Genomic DNA, 18,982 nt, shown 5'->3' on the forward strand with positions numbered 1-18,982 from the left:
GGATGCTGCATGTCATCCTCTTCCGCCCCGAAATCGCACCGAACACTGGCAATGCCATCCGGCTGTGCGCCAACACCGGCGCGACGCTGCACCTGATCCGACCGCTCGGTTTCGAGCTCGACGACAAGCGCATGCGCCGCGCCGGGTTGGACTACCACGAGTACGCCCGCATGCAGGTCCATGACAACCTGGACCATTGCCTTACCCAGATCGACGCGAATCGCGTCTTTGCCTTCTCCACCCGCGGCACCGTGCGCCACGTGGATGCCCGCTACGCGGAAGGCGACGCCCTGCTGTTCGGATGCGAAACGGCCGGCCTCCCCGCCGAAGTACTTGAAGGTATTGCCCCAGAGCGCCGCCTGCGCCTGCCCATGCAGCCGCACAGCCGCAGCCTGAATCTGTCCAACACCGTGGCGGTGGCCGTGTATGAGGCCTGGCGCCAGCTGGGCTTTGCCGGTTCAAGCTAGCTGCCGCGCTACAATCGAAGGCATGACCGATGCCGCCCCGACCTTCCTGCCCCGGCCGCTGCGCAAGCTCGCTGGAATCGCCCTGCAGCGCGCATTGAACCGCGCCGTATCGCTGGATCCTGAAACCGGCCTGCGCCTGCGTGCGCTGGAAGGCCGCAGCGTGCAGGTACACCTGGCGGGGCCCGAACTCACCGTCCGCATTACCGTGGCCGATGGCGCGCTGGTGGTGGGACCGGGCGAGGAAACATCTTCTCTTCGCGTTTCGGCAAGCCCCGGCAGCCTGTTGGCCATGGCCATGCGAAAGAACGACGACGGCGTGGCGCCAGGCAAGGTGGACATCGCCGGCGACGCCGACCTCGCCCGGCGGCTGGAGAAACTCGTCGGCGGTTATTCCCCGGACGTGGAAGAAGCCTTCACCGGCGTATTCGGCGATGTCATCGGGGTGCAGGTGGCACGGGCCTTCCGCGCTGCCTTTGCGCACGGCCGCGAGCGCGCGGCGCAATTCGCCGACGACACCGCCGCGTGGCTGCGCGATGAAACCCGTGTGGCCGTGGCGCCGGGCGAGCTGGATGAATTTCTCGACGGCGTGGATGCCCTGCGCGAGCGCAGCGATCGCCTGGAAGCGCGCCTGGCCCGCTTCGAACGCAGCCACGGGAAGCCCGCCGCATGATGCCGGTGCGCCTGGCACCGGGCCTGCTTCGTGTCATCGCCGTGCTGTTCCGCTATCGACTGGATGATGTCGGCGGTGGCAGCGACCGCATGCTCGCTCCGCTGCGCTGGTTACGCCCGTTCGCGGGGAAGCCACCGGCCGGCATCGAAAACATGGACCGCGGCACACGCATGCGCCTGGCCATGACCGAACTGGGGCCGATCTTCGTCAAGGCCGGTCAGGTGCTGTCCACCCGGCGGGACCTGATCCCACCTGACATCGCCGACGCCCTGTCGCTGCTGCAGGACCAGGTGCCGTCCTTCCCCGGATCCGAGGCCCGCGCCATCGTCGAGCGCGAACTGCGCATGCCGGTGACGCAGGCGTTTTCATCCTTCGATGAATCCGCACTGGCTTCGGCATCGATCGCGCAGGTACATGCCGCCACCTTGCACGACGGTCGCGCCGTGGTGGTGAAGGTCTTGCGCCCAGGCATCGAGAAGCGCATTGCCCGTGACGTCAGCCTTATTCGCGCCTTGGGGGAACTGGCCCAGCGCTGGCACCCGAACGCGGACAAGATTCGTCCGCTGGACGTGGTGGCGGAAGTAGAGAAGATGCTGGCGAACGAGCTGGACCTGCAGCGCGAAGGCGCCAGCGCCAGCCTGCTTCGCCGCAATTTCATCGTTGGCGACGATCTCTACGTGCCCGAGGTGCACTGGGAATTCACCACCCAGGGCGTGCTTACGCTCGAACGCGTTTACGGCGTAAGCGCCGACGACGTCGCCGCCATCGACGCTGCCGGCATCGACCGCAAGCGCCTGGCCGAGAAAGGCGTGCGGCTGTTCTACGAACAGGTGTTCCGCGACAACTTCTTCCACGCCGATGCCCATCCGGGGAATATCTGGGTGGATACATCGCGGGTGGCTGAGCCACGCTTCATCGCGCTGGACTTCGGCATCATGGGTTCGCTGCCCGAAGCCGACCAGTACTGGCTGGCCGAGAATTTCATCGCCCTGTTCGAACGCGATTACGCGCGCATCGCCTCGTTGCACGTGGAAGCCGGCTGGATGCCTTCCACCGTGCGCCTGGATGAGTTGGAAGCCGCCGTGCGCACCGTCTGTGAGCCTTATTTCACGCGGCCGTTGTCGCAGATCTCGATTGCCGAGCTGGTGGTGAAACTGTTCCAGACGGCACGGCAGTACGAGCTCACCCTGCAGCCGCAGCTGATCCTGCTGCAGAAAACCCTGCTGAACATCGAGGGCGTGGGCCGCACGCTCGATCCGGACATCGACATCTGGGCCGTGGCGCACCCGGTGTTGAAGCGCATCCTTCGCGAGCGCTACAGCCTGCGAAACACGTTGAAACAGCTTCGCCGCCGTGCGCCGCAGTGGTTGCATACCGCCCCGGAACTTCCCGAGCTCGTCCATGCGTTCCTGCGCGAGGGCGGCCGCGGCACGCACCGCGTGGTGGCCGACCCTGCAGAACTGGCCCTGCGCGCCGAAGATGCCCAGCGCACGCGGCGCAGCATGGCCTTCTGCCTGCTGGGCGGTGTGTTGCTGGTGTGCGCCACGCTCGCCTTCGGCCTGAAACCGCAGAACGGCGGCTGGCCTGCTGCGGTCGCAGCCTTGGCCGGTGTGCTCGCCTTCGTGGTGGGCTGGCCGCGCCGGCGGCGCTGAAGCGGTGCTTGAGATCCTGTACCAGGACGACGAGATCGTCGCCGTCAACAAGCCCGCGAACCTGGCCGTGCATCGGTCCAAATTCGTGGGGCCCGATGATGCGTTCCTGATCGACATGCTGCGTGAGCAGGTCGGTGGCGATGTGTACCTGGCGCATCGGCTGGATCGCGCCACCAGTGGTGTGCTGTTGTCAGCGCGCAGCAAGGAAGTCGCCGGCGCGCTGGGCGAGCAGTTCATGGGGCGCAGCGTGCAGAAGCGGTACCTGGCCGTGGTGCGGGGCTGGCCGGATCCTGAGCAAGGCAGCATCGATTACGCCCTGCCCGGCTCACGCGATACCGGGCCGCGGAAGGATGCTGTCACCGACTACCAGCGGCTTGGCGCGGTCGAAGTACCGATCACGCTCGGCCGCTATGAAAGCCAGCGCTATTCGCTGGTGCTGGCCTCGCCCCGCACGGGACGATTCCGGCAGATTCGAAAGCACTTCGCGCATATCCATCACCCGATCATCGGCGACAGCCAGCATGGAAGGGGCGATCACAACCGGCTGTTCAAGCAATATTTCGCAAGCCACAGGTTGTTGTTGCACGCACTTGAGCTGGAGTTCAACCATCCGCTGAGTGGGAAAAGGATGGTGGTGAAGGCGGGTCTGGATGGGACGTGGATGGCGCTGATGGAACGGTTTGGGTGGCCGCTGCCAGGCTAGGAAGCCTCGATTCAGCGCAAGCTGCCGGAAGGCACCCCCAGCATTGCCCTGCTAGAATCCCGCCCCATGTTGACCGTCACGCGTTCCATCGCTATTCCCGAACCGGAGCTGGTCGAACGCTTCCTGCGTGCCGACGGCCCTGGCGGGCAGCATGTCAATCGCACCGAGAGTGCGGTGGAACTGCGCTTTGACGTGGTCAATTCGCCCAGCCTTCCCGACGACGTTCGCGAGCGCCTGCTGGCGCGGGCCGACCGTCGGCTTACCACCGACGGTGTGCTGGTGATCCAGGCGCGCCGGTTCCGTGACCAGGCGCGCAATCGCGACGATGTGCGCGAGCGGCTGGCCGAGGTGATCCGTTTCGCCACGATCGTGCCGAAGAAACGCCTGGCCACGCGGCCGACGCGTGCTTCGAAAGAACGCCGGCTTGCCGGCAAGCAGCAGCGTGGGCAGGTCAAAGCCGGCCGATCGCGGCCCAAGGGCGACGAATGAAGCCCCTGCCCATTGTGCCTGCGAGCGTGCCGCGAATCCGCAGCAACTTCTGGCGCCGGGTGTGCGGCTTCGTATTGTCGATCAGCGGCTGGCAGCTCAAGGGCACGTTCCCCAACCTGCCGAAAATGATCGTGATCGGCGCGCCGCATTCGTCCTACTGGGACGGCGTGTGGGGCGTGCTGCTGAAGGTGTATCACGGCATCGACATCGGCATCATGATCAAGCGCGAAGTGGTGGACGGACCCCTTGGCGTGATCCTGCGTCCACTGGGAGCGGTGCCGATCGACCGCTCCGCCGCGACCAATATCGTGGACCAGATGAAGGAACGCTTCCGTTCGCGCGACCGCATGTGGCTGGGCATCACGCCGGAGGGTACGCGCAAGAAGGTCGTCCACTGGAAGTCCGGATTCCTGCGCATCGCGGAGGCCGCCAACGTGCCGTTGCTTCCGCTGTTCATCGACTATCCGTCGAAGAGTTTCACGCTGGGCGAGCCCTTCTACCCCACGGGCAACCAGGAGGCCGATATGACCGCCATCCGCGCCCTATTCCGCCCGTACGTCGGCAAGCACCGCAACACCGAGTGACTTAAGTTGGGGGGCAGAGTGATTACTCTGACCTCGGTGTTGGTCATCGTTGCGAGTGGCCAGGCTCGTCGTAGTCGCGGTTGAGCAGCCCCGGGCGGATCAGGTCGATGAAGGCGCGGGCCTCGGCGCTCAGGTATTTCCCCTTGCGCATGACCACGCCATAGCTTCGCTGCGGGAAGAATTGGCGCATGTTGCGAATGGCGAGGCTCGCCTTGTCGGCATCGGACAGGCAGATGCTGGTAACGATGGAGATACCCATGCCCTTGGCCACGTATTGCTTGATCACGTCCCATCCACCCACTTCCATCGCCACCGTGTAAGGCACCTGGCGCTGCTGGAACACCATGTCGACCATGCGGTGGGTGGTGAGCCGTTGTGGCGGCAGGATCAGGCCATAGGGTGAGAGATCCTCCAGGCGGATGCTTTCCTTCGCCGCCAGCGGGTGATCGAGCGGCATGATCAACATCGGGTCGTAGTGGTACACCGGTGCCCAGGCGATGTCGTTGGGCACATCCAGCATTGAGCCGATGGCAAAGTCCGCCTCGTCCGCGCGAAGCATGGCCAGGCCGTCGCGGCCGGTGACGTTGGCCAGCTGCAATTGCACGGCCGGGTACTGCTGGCGATAGGCGTGCACGATGTCGGGCAACAGGTAATGGATGGTGGACGTACCTGCCGCCACCGTCAGCTTGCCCGCCTGTACGCCACGGGTGCGGGCGTGGAAATCCCGGTCGAGCGTATCCATGCCCTCGATCAGCGGCCGGGCCAGGCCGTAGAGGATTTCCCCGGCATCGGTGACCGTGATGCGCCGGCGGGTTCGCTCAAGCAGCCGGGTGCCCAGTTCCCGCTCCAGCGCCTTGATCTGCAGGCTGATCGAGGGCTGGGACAGGAACAGCGACTCAGCCGCGCGGCTTAAGGTTCCCAGCTTCACCGTCGCCACGAAAGCACGTAGCTGTTTCTGCCGATTGCCCTTGTAATAGAGGCGTTCAACGTCCTCCGCAGGCTTGTTCAGGCGCGATCTGGTGACTTTTTTTCTTTTTGATTCGGGCATTTACCTATTACTTTAACAAAACCAATGTAACGAATTGAAACATTTGCTTTGTCAACTTAGCCCTTTTGGCCGTAGCTTGCCAGTCAACGCAACGATACGGAACCAAGAGCCATGGCCGCAGCAGCCGAATACCTCGCCAACGAATCGATCCAGCTGAAGGGCACGACGCAGGCGGGCTTCGAAGCGATCCTCACCCCCGACGCCCTGGCCTTCCTGGCCACCCTGCACCGCCGTTTCGACGGGCGCCGCCGGGAATTGCTGGCCGAGCGCATCCGCCGCCAAGCCAGCTTCGACGCAGGCCAGCTGCCCGACTTCCGTGACGACACCAGGGCAATCCGCGAGGGCGCCTGGTCGGTGGCGCCGATTCCCGCCGCCCTGCAGGACCGCCGCGTGGAAATTACGGGGCCGGTGGAGCGGAAAATGATCATCAACGCGCTCAATTCCGGCGCGAAAGTGTTCATGGCCGACTTCGAGGATTCCAGCTCACCCACCTGGGACAACCAGGTGCGCGGCCAGGCGAACCTGCGCGATGCGGTCAATGGCAGCATCGAATTCACCAGCCCCGAGGGCAAGCTCTATCAGGTGGGCCCGAACCCCGCCGTGCTGATCGTCCGCCCCCGCGGCTGGCACCTGCCCGAGCGCAGCCTGGTGATCGATGGCACGGCCATCGCCGGCGCATTGTTCGACTTCGGCCTGTTTGCCTTCCACAACGCCCGTGCCCTGCATGCACGAGACCGCGGCCCCTACTTCTACCTGCCGAAACTGCAATCGATGGAAGAAGCTGCACTGTGGAACGCCGTGATGGACCTGGCCGAAGGCGAACTGGAACTGCCGCGCGGCAGCATGAAGACCACGGTGCTGATCGAAACGCTGCCGGCCGTGTTCCAGATGGATGAAATCCTGCATGCGCTGCGCACGCGCATCGTCGGCCTGAATTGCGGCCGCTGGGATTATATTTTTTCGTACCTGAAAACTTTTCGTGACCACCGCGATCGCCTGCTTCCCGAGCGCGGCCAGGTGGTGATGACGGTGCCGTTCCTGAAAAGTTATTCAGAGCTGTTGATCCGCACCTGCCATCGCCGCGGCGCGTTCGCCATGGGCGGCATGGCGGCGCAAATTCCCATCCGCAACGACGATGTCGCCAACGAAGCGGCGATGGCCAAGGTGCGTGCCGACAAGCTTCGCGAAGTGACCGCGGGCCACGACGGCACATGGGTGGCGCATCCGGCGCTGGTGCCGGTGGCGAAAGCGATCTTCGACACCCACATGCCGATGCCCAACCAGGTGCATGTATTGCGTAACGACGTCGAAGTCACCCGCGATCAGCTGATCGTGCCTGCGATCGGCACGGTGACCCGCGCGGGCTTCGACAACAACGTGGAGGTTTGCCTGCGCTATACGGCGAACTGGCTGGGCGGCAATGGCTGCGTGCCCATCCATCACCTGATGGAAGACGCCGCCACCGCCGAGATCGCGCGCGCGCAGTTGTGGCAATGGCTGCATCGCGGTCCGGTGGAATTCTCCGACCACGCAGTGATCGACTTCGCCCTGTTCGACCAGGCCTTAAGCCGCCACGCGCACCTGCTGGCCAACAGCCGCGACCCGGGCCACGAATACGCCATGGAAGCCGCCGAACTGATTGGCCGCCTCACCCACGCCGACACCCTGGCGGACTTCCTCACCCTGCCCGCTTACGACCAGCTCGCCTGATGACCGTCGCACACTCTTTACCGGAGCACACCATGAAGACCAATACCGCCGCCGAGATCAACCAGGCCTGGAACCAGGACTCCCGCTGGGAAGGCGTGTCACGCCCCTATGGCGCCGAAGACGTGCTGCGCCTGCGCGGCAATGTGCTGGTGGAACACACGCTCGCCCGCCGCGGCGCCGAACGCCTGTGGCAGAGCCTGAAGACCGAGCCGTTCGTCAATGCGCTGGGCGCACTCACCGGCAACCAGGCCATGCAGCAGGCCAAGGCGGGACTGAAGGCGATCTATCTGTCCGGCTGGCAGGTGGCCGCCGACGCCAACACGGCCGGCACCATGTATCCGGATCAATCGCTGTACCCGGTGGATTCGGTGCCCAACGTGGTGCGCAAGATCAACAAGACGCTGCTTCGTGCCGACCAGATCCACCACGCCGAAGGCAAGGACGAGATCGACTGGATGCTGCCCATCGTGGCCGATGCCGAGGCGGGTTTCGGCGGCGTGCTCAATGCGTATGAACTGATGTCGCACATGATCGAGGCGGGCGCCGCGGGCGTGCATTTCGAAGACCAGCTCGCCAGCGCCAAGAAGTGCGGCCACATGGGCGGCAAGGTGCTGGTGCCCACGCAGGAAGCGGTGCAGAAGCTGGTCGCTGCGCGCCTGGCGGCGGACGTGGCCGGCGTGCCCACGCTGATCGTGGCCCGCACCGATGCCATGGGCGCGGGGCTCGTGACCAGTGACATCGACGACCACGACAAGCCGTTCCTCACCGGCAAGCGCACCGTGGAAGGCTTCTACGAAAGCACGCAGGGCATAAGCCAAGCCATCGCCCGTGGCCTAGCCTATGCACCCTACGCGGACCTCATCTGGTGCGAGACCGGAACGCCGGACCTGGCGCAAGCACGCGAGTTCGCCGAAGCCATCCGGGCCAAATTCCCCGGCAAGATGCTGGCCTACAACTGTTCACCCAGCTTCAACTGGAAGAAGAACCTCGACCACGACACCATCGTGAGTTTCCAGAAGGACCTGGCCGCCCTGGGCTACACCTTCCAGTTCATCACCCTGGCCGGCTTCCACGCGCTGAATCATTCGATGTTCCAGCTGGCCCGCGGGTATCGCGATCGCCAGATGGAAGCCTACGTGGAGTTGCAAGAGGCTGAATTCGCCGCCGAGAAGGACGGCTATACCGCCGCCAAGCACCAGCGCGAAGTGGGCACGGGCTACTTCGACCAGGTGAACCAGGTGATCGCCGGTGGCTTGAGTTCACTCTCGGCGCTCAGTGGATCCACCGAGGAAGAGCAGTTCCACCCGCATGCTTCGGCGGCTTGAGGAAATCCTGGAAACACCGTCACCAATGGCCTTTGGCAAAGGCAAGCAGTTCAGGGAAGAAGGCACGGAAACACCGCCATAGCTCTTCTTCCAATGCCAGCAGCACCGGCATCGCCTCAGCCAGCGGATTCTCCCGGCTGAGGCGATGCGACATGCCGATGAAGGCGCGGCCCAGGGTGCCTCGGTCGGCGTAGGTGGCGGGCAGGCCTTCCCGTTCCATGTACTGGATAAACCCGTGCATGCGCTCGGGGACGAGGGCACGACGCTGCCGAAGCAATTGGCGAACGCCGTCGGAATACTCTTCCAGCGGAATATCGCTCCACGCGGCGAAATCCCGCGCCAGGCAATGGTCGAACCACATGTCCAGCAGTATCCCGGCATAACGCCGGAACGGCGCCTGGAACAACCCCCGCGCCTGGACCACCGCCGGGTGGCGGTCGGTAAAGGTGTCGATCGCCCGGTGCAGCACGATCCCGCGCCGCACGCCTTCCGGAAGCGACGGATCGGGTGCGCCCCGCACGAAATCGCCCATCATCCCGCCCAGGCGCAGGTCGTCGTCGGCGCCGCCAAGGAAGGCGTGGGCAAGGATGTTCATGGTGTCGCAGCCCGCCAGAAGGATCCGGCCGCAGCTAGTAGAATGCCCTCCATGAACGAACCTCTCGTGGATGCACCGGATAGTTTCCCGGCCGAAGCCTTCAGCTTCGCCCTCGCCGGGCCTGCCGGCAAGCTCGAAGTGACTACCGATGCCGCGGACCGGGCCGAAGCCCGCCGTGGCACCGCGGTGATCTGCCACCCGCATCCGCTGCAGGGCGGCACCATGCACAACAAGGTGGTCACCATGCTCGAGCGCTCGCTGCGCGAATCGGGCCTGGACACCGTGCGCTTCAACTTCCGCGGCGTGGGCGCTTCGGAAGGGGAGTTCGATAACGGCCTGGGCGAGGGCGACGACCTCGCCGCCGTGGTCGAATGGGCGCGCCGCGTGCATCCTGGCGATGCCCTGTGGCTGGCGGGGTTTTCCTTCGGCAGCTTCGTTTCAATCTCGAACGCGGTGCGCCTGCAGGCGGACGCCCTGGTCAGCATCGCGCCGCCCGCCGGCCGCTGGGATTTCTCCAGCCTGCGCACGCCCACCTGCCCCTGGCTGATCGTTCAGGGCGAGGAAGACGAAGTCGTCGATCCGCAAACCGTCTACGACTGGCTCGACAGCCTCGATGCCGAGCCCGTGCTGGTGCGCATGCCCGAGACCAGCCATTTCTTCCACCGCCGCCTGATGGACCTGCGCGGCGCGGTGAAGCACGGGGTAAAGGACTGGCTGCCGCCAGTGCGCCAGGGATGAGTTGCGATGACGTAACGCCCAGCCTTCGCTACCGCGAGGGCGTGACTGGCCACCGCTGGGAATCCGATCCCGCGCAGTTGGGCGTGCTGCCCGAATTCGACCGCATGCATGCGGCGCTTTGCCAGAAGCAGGACAACGGCTTCTTCGGCAAGATAAAGACGCTGCTCGGGGAAACCCGCGAACCGGTACAGGGCCTTTATCTCTGGGGCAATGTCGGCCGCGGCAAGACCTTCCTGATGGACATGTTCGTAGCGAGCCTGCCCCGGGGCTTGGTGCTGCGGCGGCATTTCCATCACTTCATGGCCGAAACCCACCAGGCCATGCGGGCGCTGGGCGAGCGCGCCGATCCGCTGGTGGAGGTGGCCGCCGGCATCGCGGCGAAGGCGCGCGTGCTGTGCCTGGACGAGTTCCTGGTCAACGACATCGGCGATGCGATGATCCTGGCAAATCTGCTCGAAGCACTGTTCGAGCGCGGCGTATCGCTAGTCACCACTTCCAACACGCCACCCGGGAACCTGTACCAGGGCGGCTTGCAACGCGCACGCTTCCTGCCGGCCATCGCCCTGATCGAGAAGCACTGCAAGGTGCATGAAATGGTTTCCCCGCGCGACTGGCGTTTGCGCGCCCTCGCCCAGGCGCCCGTGTACCTGGTGCCCCCGGGCGCCGAGGCCGAACGTTCGCTCGCACGCATTTTCGGTGCCCAGGCCACGGGCGATGTCGTCGATAGCGGCGCCCTTGAGATCCACGCCCGCCAGATTCCCGTGCGCAAGCGTGCGGCGAACATCGCCTGGTTCGAGTTCGCCGACCTCTGCGAAGGGCCGCGCGGTGTGGCCGACTACATCGAACTGGCGCGCCGCTACCCGATGGTGATGGTGTCCAACGTGCCGCAGTTCACCGTGTACACCGAGAACGAGGCCAAGCGCTTCGTGCTGATGGTGGATGAGTTCTACGATCGCCAGGTGAAGCTGGTGCTGTCGGCTGCGGCGCCCATTACCGAGCTCTACGACGGTGAGCGCGTGCGCGCGGAGTTCGCCCGCACCGAGTCGCGCCTGATAGAAATGCAGAGCGAGGAATACCTCGCCCGCGAGCATCGGCCGGCTTAATTGCTGCCGAAGAAACTGCCGAAAGCGGCGACGGCGCGTTCAATGCCGTCGTCGTCGATGTCCAGGTGGGTAACCATGCGCACGGTCGGCAGGTAGCCGATACTCACCCGCACGTCGGCGGCACGAAGGTGGGCATCGAGTGCCTGCAGGCGATCCACCGGCACGCGGACGAATACCATGTTGGTGTGCTGCGCATCCACCGTCATGCCGCGGAGGGAACTCAAGCCTTCGGCCAGGCGCACCGCGCGTGCGTGGTCGTCTGCCAATCGCGCCACATGATGATCCAGCGCATGGATGCACGCGGCAGCCAGCATGCCCGCCTGGCGCCAGCCACCACCGGTAACTTTGCGCCAACGGCGGGCACGATCGATAAGGGCGGTGGAACCGAGCAATACCGAGCCCACCGGTGCACCCAGGCCCTTGGAGAAGCACACCGATACGCTGTCGAAGCCGGCTGCTGCCTCGCGTGCCGACACGCCGTAGGCAGTGGCGGCATTGAACAGCCGCGCACCATCCAGATGAAAGGCAAGCCCGCGGCGACGCGCAAAAGCCCGCGCCTCCTGCAAGTATTGGCGCGGCAGCGCGCGGCCATGCCAGGTGTTCTCCAGCGCCAGCAGGCGGGTGCGGGCAAAGTGCGGATCCACCGGCTTCACTGCGGCTTCCAGATCCGCGATGGCCAGCGATCCGTCGGATTGGTGGGCAATCGGTTGCGGCTGGATCGAACCGAGCACCGCCGCGCCACCGCCTTCGAACTTATAGGTATGGGCATCGGCGCCCACCAGGTATTCATCGCCCCGCTCGCAATGCGCCATCAGCCCAATCAGGTTGCTTTGCGTACCGCTGGGCACGAACAGCCCCGCCTGGAAACCCAGTTCCGCGGCCAGCTGCTCCTGCAAGGCGTTGACGGTGGGATCCTCGCCATAAACATCGTCGCCTACCGGCGCATCGAGCATGGCTTCGCGCATGGCCCGGGTGGGCCGGGTAACGGTGTCGCTACGCAGGTCGATGATTGCCATGGCGGCCCTTCCCGGATCCTTAAAACATCCGATGGTACGGCCGGCCACCACCCGGCACAACGTAAACGGCCGTCACGCCCTGGGTTATTTATCGTGCCCGGCGAAATGGTTAGGGTGTACGTTGAAGGGGCCTCTCAAGGGACGCTTCCGATGACGACAGACCCATCCAGCGGCAACAACGGTGCGCCCATCGTCGTGGTGATGGGCGTGTCAGGCTCCGGCAAGACCACCATCGGCCAGTTGCTGGCCACGCGGATGGAGCGCGACTTCGTCGATTCCGACCAGCTGCACACGCCCGAAAGCGTGGCGAAGATGCGGGAAGGCATCCCCCTTACCGACGACGACCGCGAGCCCTGGCTGGAAGCCATCGAAGGCGTGATCAACCGGCACCGGGACACCGGGCGCGGCCTGGTACTGGCAGCCTCGGCGCTGAAGGGCATCTATCGAGAGCGCCTCGCGGGCCCGGGAACGGTGTTCATGTTCCTGCATGGCACGCCGGCCTTGCTGCGCGAACGGCTGGCCGCCCGCAAAGGCCATTTCTTCGATCCGCATCTGCTCGACAGCCAGCTGGCGACGCTGGAAGAACCGCACGGCGACGATATCTACCGCGCGGAAATCGACCAGACGCCCATGCACATCGTCGATGGTTTCCTTACCTGGCTGGCCCATCGGCCCGCGTGACTACTTCGGGAAGTCGTTGACGATGCGCGTGGCCAGGGCCGGGTAATTCTGGTCGAAGTGATGCGTGCCGGGCATCGGATGCACTACCACCCACTTCGGCAACGCCTTGTCGGTGCAGATCGAGTCGTCGAAATCGTCCGCGCCCCAATAACACGCCACGGGCGGCTTGCCGTCCAATGCAGCGATGGGTGGGATGGCCGGGGTGTGCGGGATCGGGTTCAGCCATTGGGTAACGATGCGCGCCTGGGTGGTGAACCAATTGGCGACCATGTAGCCCTCCATCTCGATCTCCCAGTTCACGTCGCGACTTCCCGACAGCAGGATGATCTGCGCCACGGCCGCGCGCGTTTCTGGCGAAGCCTGTTCAAGGATGGACGGCGCCACGTCCGCACCGAAGGAAAACCCCATCAGCAGCACGCGTTTTTTGTGCCAGTGCGCCAGGTACTGCTTCACCGCGGCATCAAGTTCCGGTCCTGCCACATCCACCGGCTTGTTGCGCCAGAAATACTTGAAGGAATTGATGCCAAGCACCGGCACGCCGCGATCGACCATGGCCTTGCCCAGGCCCTTGTCGAGGTCCGACCAGCCGCCATCGCCGCTGTAGAACACCACCATCACATCGGCCAGCTCCGGCGGTGGCGCAACGCCGCGCGCACCGTCCAGTACGACCGCCGCCTCGTCGAGCGATACGTGCTTCCACGGCTGCCACCACAAGATGCCTGCAATAACGATGAGCACGACAACGCCCAGGCCCCAACGGGCACTTCGCCTCATCGACGCACCACGCCGGTCAAGCCGCCTGAAATCAGGCTCGCCACGTTGGTCAGCGCCACCGGCAGGCCGATGCCGCCGGATACCGCCAGGTACCGTGGCTCCCACTCGGGCCCGAATTTATCCTTGTACTGGTGCAGGCCGCGGAAGTTGTAGAAGCGCTCGCCGCGGCCGAACACCATGGCGCCGAAGCGGTTCCACAACGGCGCCATGCGCCGGTTACGCAGGCCCGACAGCGGCGCCATGCCGAGATTGAACCAGCGGTAGCCTTCGCCACGCGCCCACATCATCAGTTCAATGAAGAGGTAATCCATGATGCCGGCCGGTCCGTCGGGAAGATGGCGCATGAGGTCCACCGACGCCTCTTCCTTGCTGTCGGTCAAGAGCAGGTTGGCGAAGGCAACGGGGTTGCCGTCGAGCCAGGCCACGGCCATCGGCGTGCGGACGAGATAGCGTTCGTCGAAGCCACCTAAGGAAAATCCCTTCTCGCGTACGTGCTTGTCGTGCAGCCACGCATCGGACACGGGTTTCAAGATCGGCAGCAGCGCGGCGACGTCCTCCGGCGGCACGATCTGAAGGGTCAGGCCATCGCGGTGCAGCTTGTTGACGATGTTGCGCAGGCTCTTGCGGGATTTTCCATCGAGGTTGAAGTCGGCGAGCTTTACCCGCGCTTCTTCGCCTATCTTCATCAGGTGCATGCCCATGTCCAGGTACAGGTCCAGGTCGTCGGGCCGCACCTGGTAGAACAACGGCCAGCCACCGGCCTGTTCGCACAGTTCGCGGAAGCTCCAGACGATCTCGCGGCGGGCGGCTTCGTCCTCGCCCACCGGATCGCCCATGGCTACCCAGCTGCGGCCTTCGATGTCGTACATCACGAACGCCTTGTCGCCCGGCGCGAACAGCAGCGTTTTGTCGCCCATCAGGGCCAGGTGGGCCTGGGAGGAATTAAACGACTTCACCAGCGGCAGGGCGCGCTGGATGTCGGCGTTGCTGGGTGGCAGCGGCCGCGTGCGCATCGGGCGGATCAGCTTGGCCAGGGCGAACAACAGTCCGGCCGCCGCCGCGCCTACCAGTGCGCGCAGGGCGCGCGGCGCGTTGCCGTGGCGGAAGGAGAATTCCCACCACAGGCTGCTGTTGTATTCCACGTGCTTGAGGCTGAATACCACAAGCCACGTGGTGCAGCCCAGCACCGCGATGATGGCGAGGATCCAGCCCACCGAGAACGTACTGGTGAAGAGCGATGCACGGCGGTAGAAATGCCGGTGCGCCGGCGCCAGGGCCAGGGCCAGCAGGCTCAGCAGCGCCGCTTCGGCGTATGCCACGCCCTTGAGCACCGACAGCACCGCGCCGATCACCAGCAGCACCAGGGTGAGCACGTAGGCCGCGTCCAGGCGCCGCTGCAGGCCGCGGGCCAAAATCAGCAACATCATGCCGATCACGCTGGAGAGGAAATGCGAGGCCTCCAGGACCGGCAACGGCAATACGCCGCGCAACATGTCCATGCGCCCGGGCGAGGCGGAGGTTACGCCGGAGAACAGCAGCACCGCGCCGGATACCAGCGTGAGGCCGGCGAAGAACGGCGGCAGAAGTCCCGCGAACCACGGCGGCACCATGCTTTTCTTGGTCAGCGTCCGCGCTTCCCGCAGCAGCACCATCAAGGTGGCGGCGCATAACGGCAGCAGGTAATAGACCACGCGGAAGGCGGCCAGCGCGCCAAGGATCGGCGCTTCCAGGCCTTCGTTGCCGGCGGCGCCGAAGCCCGCCAGCATCACCGCCTCGAACACGCCCAGGCCACCGGGCACGTGGCTGATCAGGCCTGCCATCTGCGCCAGCACGAACACCGCCAGGAAATGCCCGAAGCCGGAATTCGCGTCATCGGGCATAAGTACGTAGAGCACGCTCGCCGCCAGCCACCAGTCCACCGCGCCGATGGCCACCTGGCGGAAGGCCGGCCCAGGCTTGGGCAAGACCGCGTGCCAGCGCCAGAGCTTGATCGGGCGCCGGATGATCCGGCTGCCGAAGACCCACGTCAGCGGCACCAGCGTCAGCACGATCGCCACCGGGATGCGCAGGCCGGCAAAGGGGAGTTCCTCCGGCAACGGCACCAACAGCAGGGTGACGCCGGTCAGTGCGCACAGGCCAAGCCAGAAGGCGCCGGTGCAATACAGCACCACGCGGGCGATCTGCGTATTGGTGAGGCCCGCCTGGATGTAATACCGGTAGCGGATGGAACCGGAAATCAACAGCGACATGCCCAGCACGTTGCTGAAGGCGTAGCTGATGAACGAGATCAGCGACACCTCGCGCCGGGGCAAGGCGAAGTCCACCGACTTCAGGCCATACCAGTCGTAGAGCGTCATCACCATGTAGCCGGCCGCGGTGAGCGCCATGGCCACCACGATCTGCCAGCCCTGCAGGTCGTGCACGTAGTGCGAGACTTCGCTGTAGCTGACTTCGCTGGCCAGGCTATGCAAAGCCCACAGTGCCAGGCACAACAACACCGCCGACAACAGCGGCCCCGCCAGACGGCGCATCACCGCCATGAAATGACTAGAACGCACCACCAATGCGTCCTGCCCGACCTGCTCCACCACCTGGCAATTGCTCCCGAACCCTTCGCTCACCCGATAGGGTGCCACAGGCGCCATGCCAATAGCGTCACGATGTGGGTCGGGACGGGGTCTGCAGCATGGCGAGTACCGCCTTCTTCCCCGCGGCGAGGATATCGTCGGACAAAGCCTGATCGTTCACGGCCCGGGCCAGCGTCATGCTGCCCACCATGGCGCTGAAGGCGGCCATCGCCGTTGCCTTTTTCTGCCGGGCGGACATGTCAGCGGGCAAGTCGCCCCGGATGGTGGCCAGGATCTTCTCCAGCTCATCGGTGAAGCCCTCGCGCACCTCGTCCGAGGCGCGCGCAATTTCCTGCGACAGGGTAACCGCCGGACAACCCCTGCCCGGGTGGTCCCGGTGGGCGGTGGAAAGATAGCGCTCGACCAGGGCCACCACCGAGCCATCTTTCTCGAAGCGGGCCTTGGTGGCCTCAAGGGCGTTGGTCATGGCCTCGCGGGCCAGGGCGTCCTTGGAGGCAAAATGGTTGTAGAAGCCGCCCTGGGTAAGGCCGATGCCGCCCATCAGGTTGGCCACGCCCACCGCGTCGATGCCCTCCTCGCGGAAGCGGCGTGCGGCTTCCACCAGGATCTTCTCCCGGGTGGCTTCCTTATGTCCGTTCTCGTAACGCATGGCGGGCGGCCTGTTGGATGACACCTGACATATGATGGCATGACGGGGGTGAAACAATAGCGGCGATGGGGCTTGAAGAACCGGCAGGGCGCCCTATTAAATGATGGTCATCATTCAAATGAAGGAGCCACCATGCAAATCAAAGGCAAGAACGTCCTGGTCACCGGCGCCAACCGCGGCCTCGGCCGCACATTCGCCCAGACCCTGCTGAACCTGGGCGCCGCCAAGGTCTATGCGGGCGCGCGCGACCCCTCCACGGTGGATCTGCCCGGCGCCATCCCGGTACGGCTGGACGTCAGCGACCCCGCCACCATCGCCGAGGCCGCCCGCGCTCACCCGGACGTGGACATCGTAATCAACAACGCCGGCATCTCCGAGCCGAAGGTGAGCCTGCTCGACGACGGCGCCCGGACGGCGCTGGATACGCAGTTGGCCACCAACCTGTTCGGCGTGCTGTCGGTAAGCCAGGCCTTCGCTCCGTCGCTGCGCAAGCGCCACGGCGCCGTGGTCAACGTGCTTTCGGCGCTTAGCTGGATTTCGCTGCCAACTTCGCTGATCTATTCGATCACCAAGGCCGCGGCCTGGGCACTGACCAATGGCCTGCGCACCGAGTTGCACGCCGACGGCGTGCAGGTATTGGGGGTGCACGTGGGCTACATCGACACCGACATGGTGAAGAACGTCACCGCACCGAAGACGCATCCACAGGTGGTGGTGGACGCCGTGCTCAAGGCACTGGAAGCCGGCGAGGAAGAAGTGCTGGTCGACGACACGGCCCGTCAGGTAAAAGCTGGTTTCAATGCGCCGCGTCCGGCGTATTTGGGCGAAAAACTTAGCTGACATTGCATGGTTCACGCGCGACCGGGCATGCTCGGTGGATGAAGCCGATCGCGCGTGACGTACTGCCCTGGTATTCCCGCGCAAGCGGCATTTTCTTGCGTCTTTGCGTGGGCCTGGTGTTGCTCGCCAGCCTGGGCGGTTGCCGGGCAACGCTCTTCGCCGGGCTCAACACCACCGACCACCGCCATGGCATCGAGTCCACTCGAGGGGTCGTCTTCGATCCGTCCACGGGCCTGAAGCTGGACGTCTATCGTCCCGCCGCCACCATCGACGCACCGGTAGTGGTGTTCTTCCATGGCGGAAGCTGGACCAGTGGCAAGCGGCAGTGGTATCGCTTCGTCGGCACGGCGCTGGCTTCGCGCGGCATCGTCGCGGTGATTCCCGACTACCGGAAATATCCCCAGGTGAAGATGGACGGATTCATGGCGGACGCGGCAAGCGCCGTGGCATGGGCGCACGCCCATGCCACGGAATTCGGCGGCGATGCCTCGCACCTGTTCATCATGGGCCACTCATCGGGCGGTCACATCGCCGGGTTGCTCGCCACCGATGGGCGCTGGTTGCAGGCGCAGGGCATGACCACGCGGGAACTGGCCGGCTTCATCGGCATGGCCGGCGTCTACGACTTCGTCCCCATCGCGCCGAACGAGAAGGACATGCTGGGCATGTTCGGCCATTCGCCATCGGAGCAGCACCGCGCCCAGCCGATCGATTTCGTCGACGGCGACGAACCGCCGATGCTTCTCCTGCATGGCCTGTCCGACAAGGAAGTGGGGGTGCACAACTCCACCTCGCTTGCCGACGCCGTGAAGGCCCATGCCGAGCCTGTGACCTTGAAGTTGTATCCCGGAATGGGACACTCCGGCCTCGTGTTTGCCCTGTCGACGCCCCTGCAGGGGAAGAAACCGGTGCTCGACGACGTGGTTTCCTTTATCCATCAGACACCTCCAGCCCGTAGCGCGATAACACCATAACTTGTGTTGACCCCACGGGCGTCGGCCTATATCTTGTGTTCCGTTGGTGCCCTGTCCGGTTTTTTGGCCACGGCTTAAAAGGGAATCCGGTGTAAATCCGGGACTGCCCCGCAGCGGTAAGTGGAAACGAACCCGTCACAAGCACTGGTCCGCCATCGGATCGGGAAGCGACGGCTAGGAAAACCCCTCCGGGGGCCTGCCACGAGTCCGAAGACCTGCCAGCAACCAGCGCCAGAGCGGCGATGGTTCGTGGTGACGGCTTCCGCGGGGAAGCACGTTGCGAGGCGGGCACCGTTGCCTTGGCCCTTGCGCGTCTCCTCCGCCTTTGCCGCCGCCACTTGCGGTCCCTGCGCGCGGGAGCAGGCAATCGAACGTC

At 65.0% G+C, this 18,982-nt stretch carries 19 protein-coding genes and 1 riboswitch; of the genes, 13 read left to right on the forward strand and 6 right to left on the reverse strand.

The window, feature by feature from the left end; all coding sequences use genetic code 11:
- Positions 1-2: 2 nt before the first annotated feature.
- From trmL to NDK18_RS09295, 6 genes are all read left to right on the forward strand, one after another.
- Positions 3-467, forward strand: coding sequence for a tRNA (uridine(34)/cytosine(34)/5-carboxymethylaminomethyluridine(34)-2'-O)-methyltransferase TrmL (gene trmL, locus NDK18_RS09270; RefSeq protein WP_250624565.1), 465 nt, complete (start codon positions 3-5; stop codon positions 465-467).
- A gap of 22 nt (positions 468-489) precedes the next feature.
- Positions 490-1,137 (forward strand): ubiquinone biosynthesis accessory factor UbiJ, encoded by a 648-nt coding sequence (locus NDK18_RS09275; protein ID WP_250624563.1) that lies wholly within the window; start codon positions 490-492, stop codon positions 1,135-1,137.
- The gene (ubiB, locus tag NDK18_RS09280; RefSeq protein ID WP_250624562.1) at positions 1,134-2,789 is read left to right on the forward strand and encodes a ubiquinone biosynthesis regulatory protein kinase UbiB; all 1,656 of its coding nucleotides are present in this window, start codon (positions 1,134-1,136) and stop codon (positions 2,787-2,789) included. Before NDK18_RS09275 ends, ubiB begins: the two co-directional genes overlap by 4 nt.
- Before the next feature lie 4 nt (positions 2,790-2,793).
- On the forward strand, positions 2,794-3,492 hold the full coding sequence (locus NDK18_RS09285) for a pseudouridine synthase (protein WP_250627583.1): 699 nt from the start codon (positions 2,794-2,796) through the stop codon (positions 3,490-3,492).
- Positions 3,493-3,558: 66 nt separating this feature from the next.
- Positions 3,559-3,981: an alternative ribosome rescue aminoacyl-tRNA hydrolase ArfB gene (arfB, locus tag NDK18_RS09290; protein ID WP_250624560.1), complete on the forward strand. Its 423-nt coding sequence runs from the start codon at positions 3,559-3,561 to the stop codon at positions 3,979-3,981.
- Entirely contained in the window at positions 3,978-4,565 is a 588-nt protein-coding gene (locus NDK18_RS09295) for a 1-acyl-sn-glycerol-3-phosphate acyltransferase (protein WP_250624559.1), read from the forward strand. Before arfB ends, NDK18_RS09295 begins: the two co-directional genes overlap by 4 nt.
- 43 nt (positions 4,566-4,608) lie before the next feature.
- Here NDK18_RS09295 and NDK18_RS09300 read toward each other — a convergent pair whose 3' ends face one another.
- Positions 4,609-5,613, reverse strand: a complete 1,005-nt coding sequence (locus NDK18_RS09300; protein ID WP_250624558.1) for a LysR family transcriptional regulator — start codon at positions 5,611-5,613, stop codon at positions 4,609-4,611.
- 111 nt (positions 5,614-5,724) lie between these two features.
- Between NDK18_RS09300 and aceB the strand changes: the two genes are divergently transcribed.
- Positions 5,725-7,323, forward strand: coding sequence for a malate synthase A (gene aceB, locus NDK18_RS09305; RefSeq protein ID WP_250627584.1), 1,599 nt, complete (start codon positions 5,725-5,727; stop codon positions 7,321-7,323).
- A gap of 32 nt (positions 7,324-7,355) precedes the next feature.
- Complete coding sequence (gene aceA / locus NDK18_RS09310) at positions 7,356-8,648, forward strand: isocitrate lyase (protein WP_250627585.1); 1,293 nt, start codon at positions 7,356-7,358, stop codon at positions 8,646-8,648.
- Positions 8,649-8,667: 19 nt separating this feature from the next.
- Here the strand turns inward: aceA and NDK18_RS09315 are convergent, their stop codons facing one another.
- Positions 8,668-9,243: an acyl carrier protein phosphodiesterase gene (locus tag NDK18_RS09315; RefSeq protein ID WP_250624555.1), complete on the reverse strand. Its 576-nt coding sequence runs from the start codon at positions 9,241-9,243 to the stop codon at positions 8,668-8,670.
- Between the two features lie 51 nt (positions 9,244-9,294).
- Here NDK18_RS09315 and NDK18_RS09320 point away from each other — a divergent pair, with 51 nt between their 5' ends.
- Together NDK18_RS09320 and zapE are read left to right on the forward strand one after the other, a co-directional pair.
- Entirely contained in the window at positions 9,295-9,981 is a 687-nt protein-coding gene (locus NDK18_RS09320; protein WP_250624554.1) for an alpha/beta hydrolase, read from the forward strand.
- Positions 9,978-11,084, forward strand: coding sequence for a cell division protein ZapE (zapE, locus tag NDK18_RS09325; RefSeq protein ID WP_250627586.1), 1,107 nt, complete (start codon positions 9,978-9,980; stop codon positions 11,082-11,084). Before NDK18_RS09320 ends, zapE begins: the two co-directional genes overlap by 4 nt.
- Here the strand turns inward: zapE and ltaE are convergent.
- On the reverse strand, positions 11,081-12,100 hold the full coding sequence (ltaE, locus tag NDK18_RS09330) for a low-specificity L-threonine aldolase (protein ID WP_250627587.1): 1,020 nt from the start codon (positions 12,098-12,100) through the stop codon (positions 11,081-11,083). The genes zapE and ltaE overlap by 4 nt on opposite strands.
- 150 nt (positions 12,101-12,250) lie before the next feature.
- On the opposite strand from ltaE, the gene NDK18_RS09335 reads away from it, so the two are divergent.
- The gene (locus NDK18_RS09335; RefSeq protein ID WP_250624549.1) at positions 12,251-12,781 is read left to right on the forward strand and encodes a gluconokinase; all 531 of its coding nucleotides are present in this window, start codon (positions 12,251-12,253) and stop codon (positions 12,779-12,781) included.
- Here the strand turns inward: NDK18_RS09335 and NDK18_RS09340 are convergent, their stop codons facing one another.
- From NDK18_RS09340 to NDK18_RS09350, 3 genes are read right to left on the reverse strand one after another with little or no spacing between them, the layout of a single operon-like run.
- Positions 12,782-13,555, reverse strand: a complete 774-nt coding sequence (locus tag NDK18_RS09340) for a virulence factor (protein ID WP_250627588.1) — start codon at positions 13,553-13,555, stop codon at positions 12,782-12,784. It lies immediately after the preceding gene.
- On the reverse strand, positions 13,552-16,200 hold the full coding sequence (mprF, locus tag NDK18_RS09345; protein WP_250627589.1) for a bifunctional lysylphosphatidylglycerol flippase/synthetase MprF: 2,649 nt from the start codon (positions 16,198-16,200) through the stop codon (positions 13,552-13,554). The genes NDK18_RS09340 and mprF overlap by 4 nt, the downstream gene beginning before the upstream one ends.
- 10 nt (positions 16,201-16,210) lie before the next feature.
- Entirely contained in the window at positions 16,211-16,792 is a 582-nt protein-coding gene (locus tag NDK18_RS09350; RefSeq protein WP_250627590.1) for a TetR/AcrR family transcriptional regulator, read from the reverse strand.
- A gap of 132 nt (positions 16,793-16,924) precedes the next feature.
- Between NDK18_RS09350 and NDK18_RS09355 the strand changes: the two genes are divergently transcribed.
- Together NDK18_RS09355 and NDK18_RS09360 are read left to right on the forward strand one after the other, a co-directional pair.
- Positions 16,925-17,632, forward strand: coding sequence for an SDR family oxidoreductase (locus NDK18_RS09355; RefSeq protein WP_250624542.1), 708 nt, complete (start codon positions 16,925-16,927; stop codon positions 17,630-17,632).
- Between the two features lie 38 nt (positions 17,633-17,670).
- Positions 17,671-18,606, forward strand: a complete 936-nt coding sequence (locus NDK18_RS09360) for an alpha/beta hydrolase (RefSeq protein ID WP_250627591.1) — start codon at positions 17,671-17,673, stop codon at positions 18,604-18,606.
- Positions 18,607-18,633: 27 nt separating this feature from the next.
- Positions 18,634-18,843, forward strand: a riboswitch (cobalamin riboswitch).
- Positions 18,844-18,982 lie beyond the last annotated feature (139 nt).

This window comes from Pinirhizobacter soli (genome assembly GCF_015905305.1).
In the GTDB taxonomy this organism is placed as follows: domain Bacteria; phylum Pseudomonadota; class Gammaproteobacteria; order Xanthomonadales; family Rhodanobacteraceae; genus Pinirhizobacter; species Pinirhizobacter soli.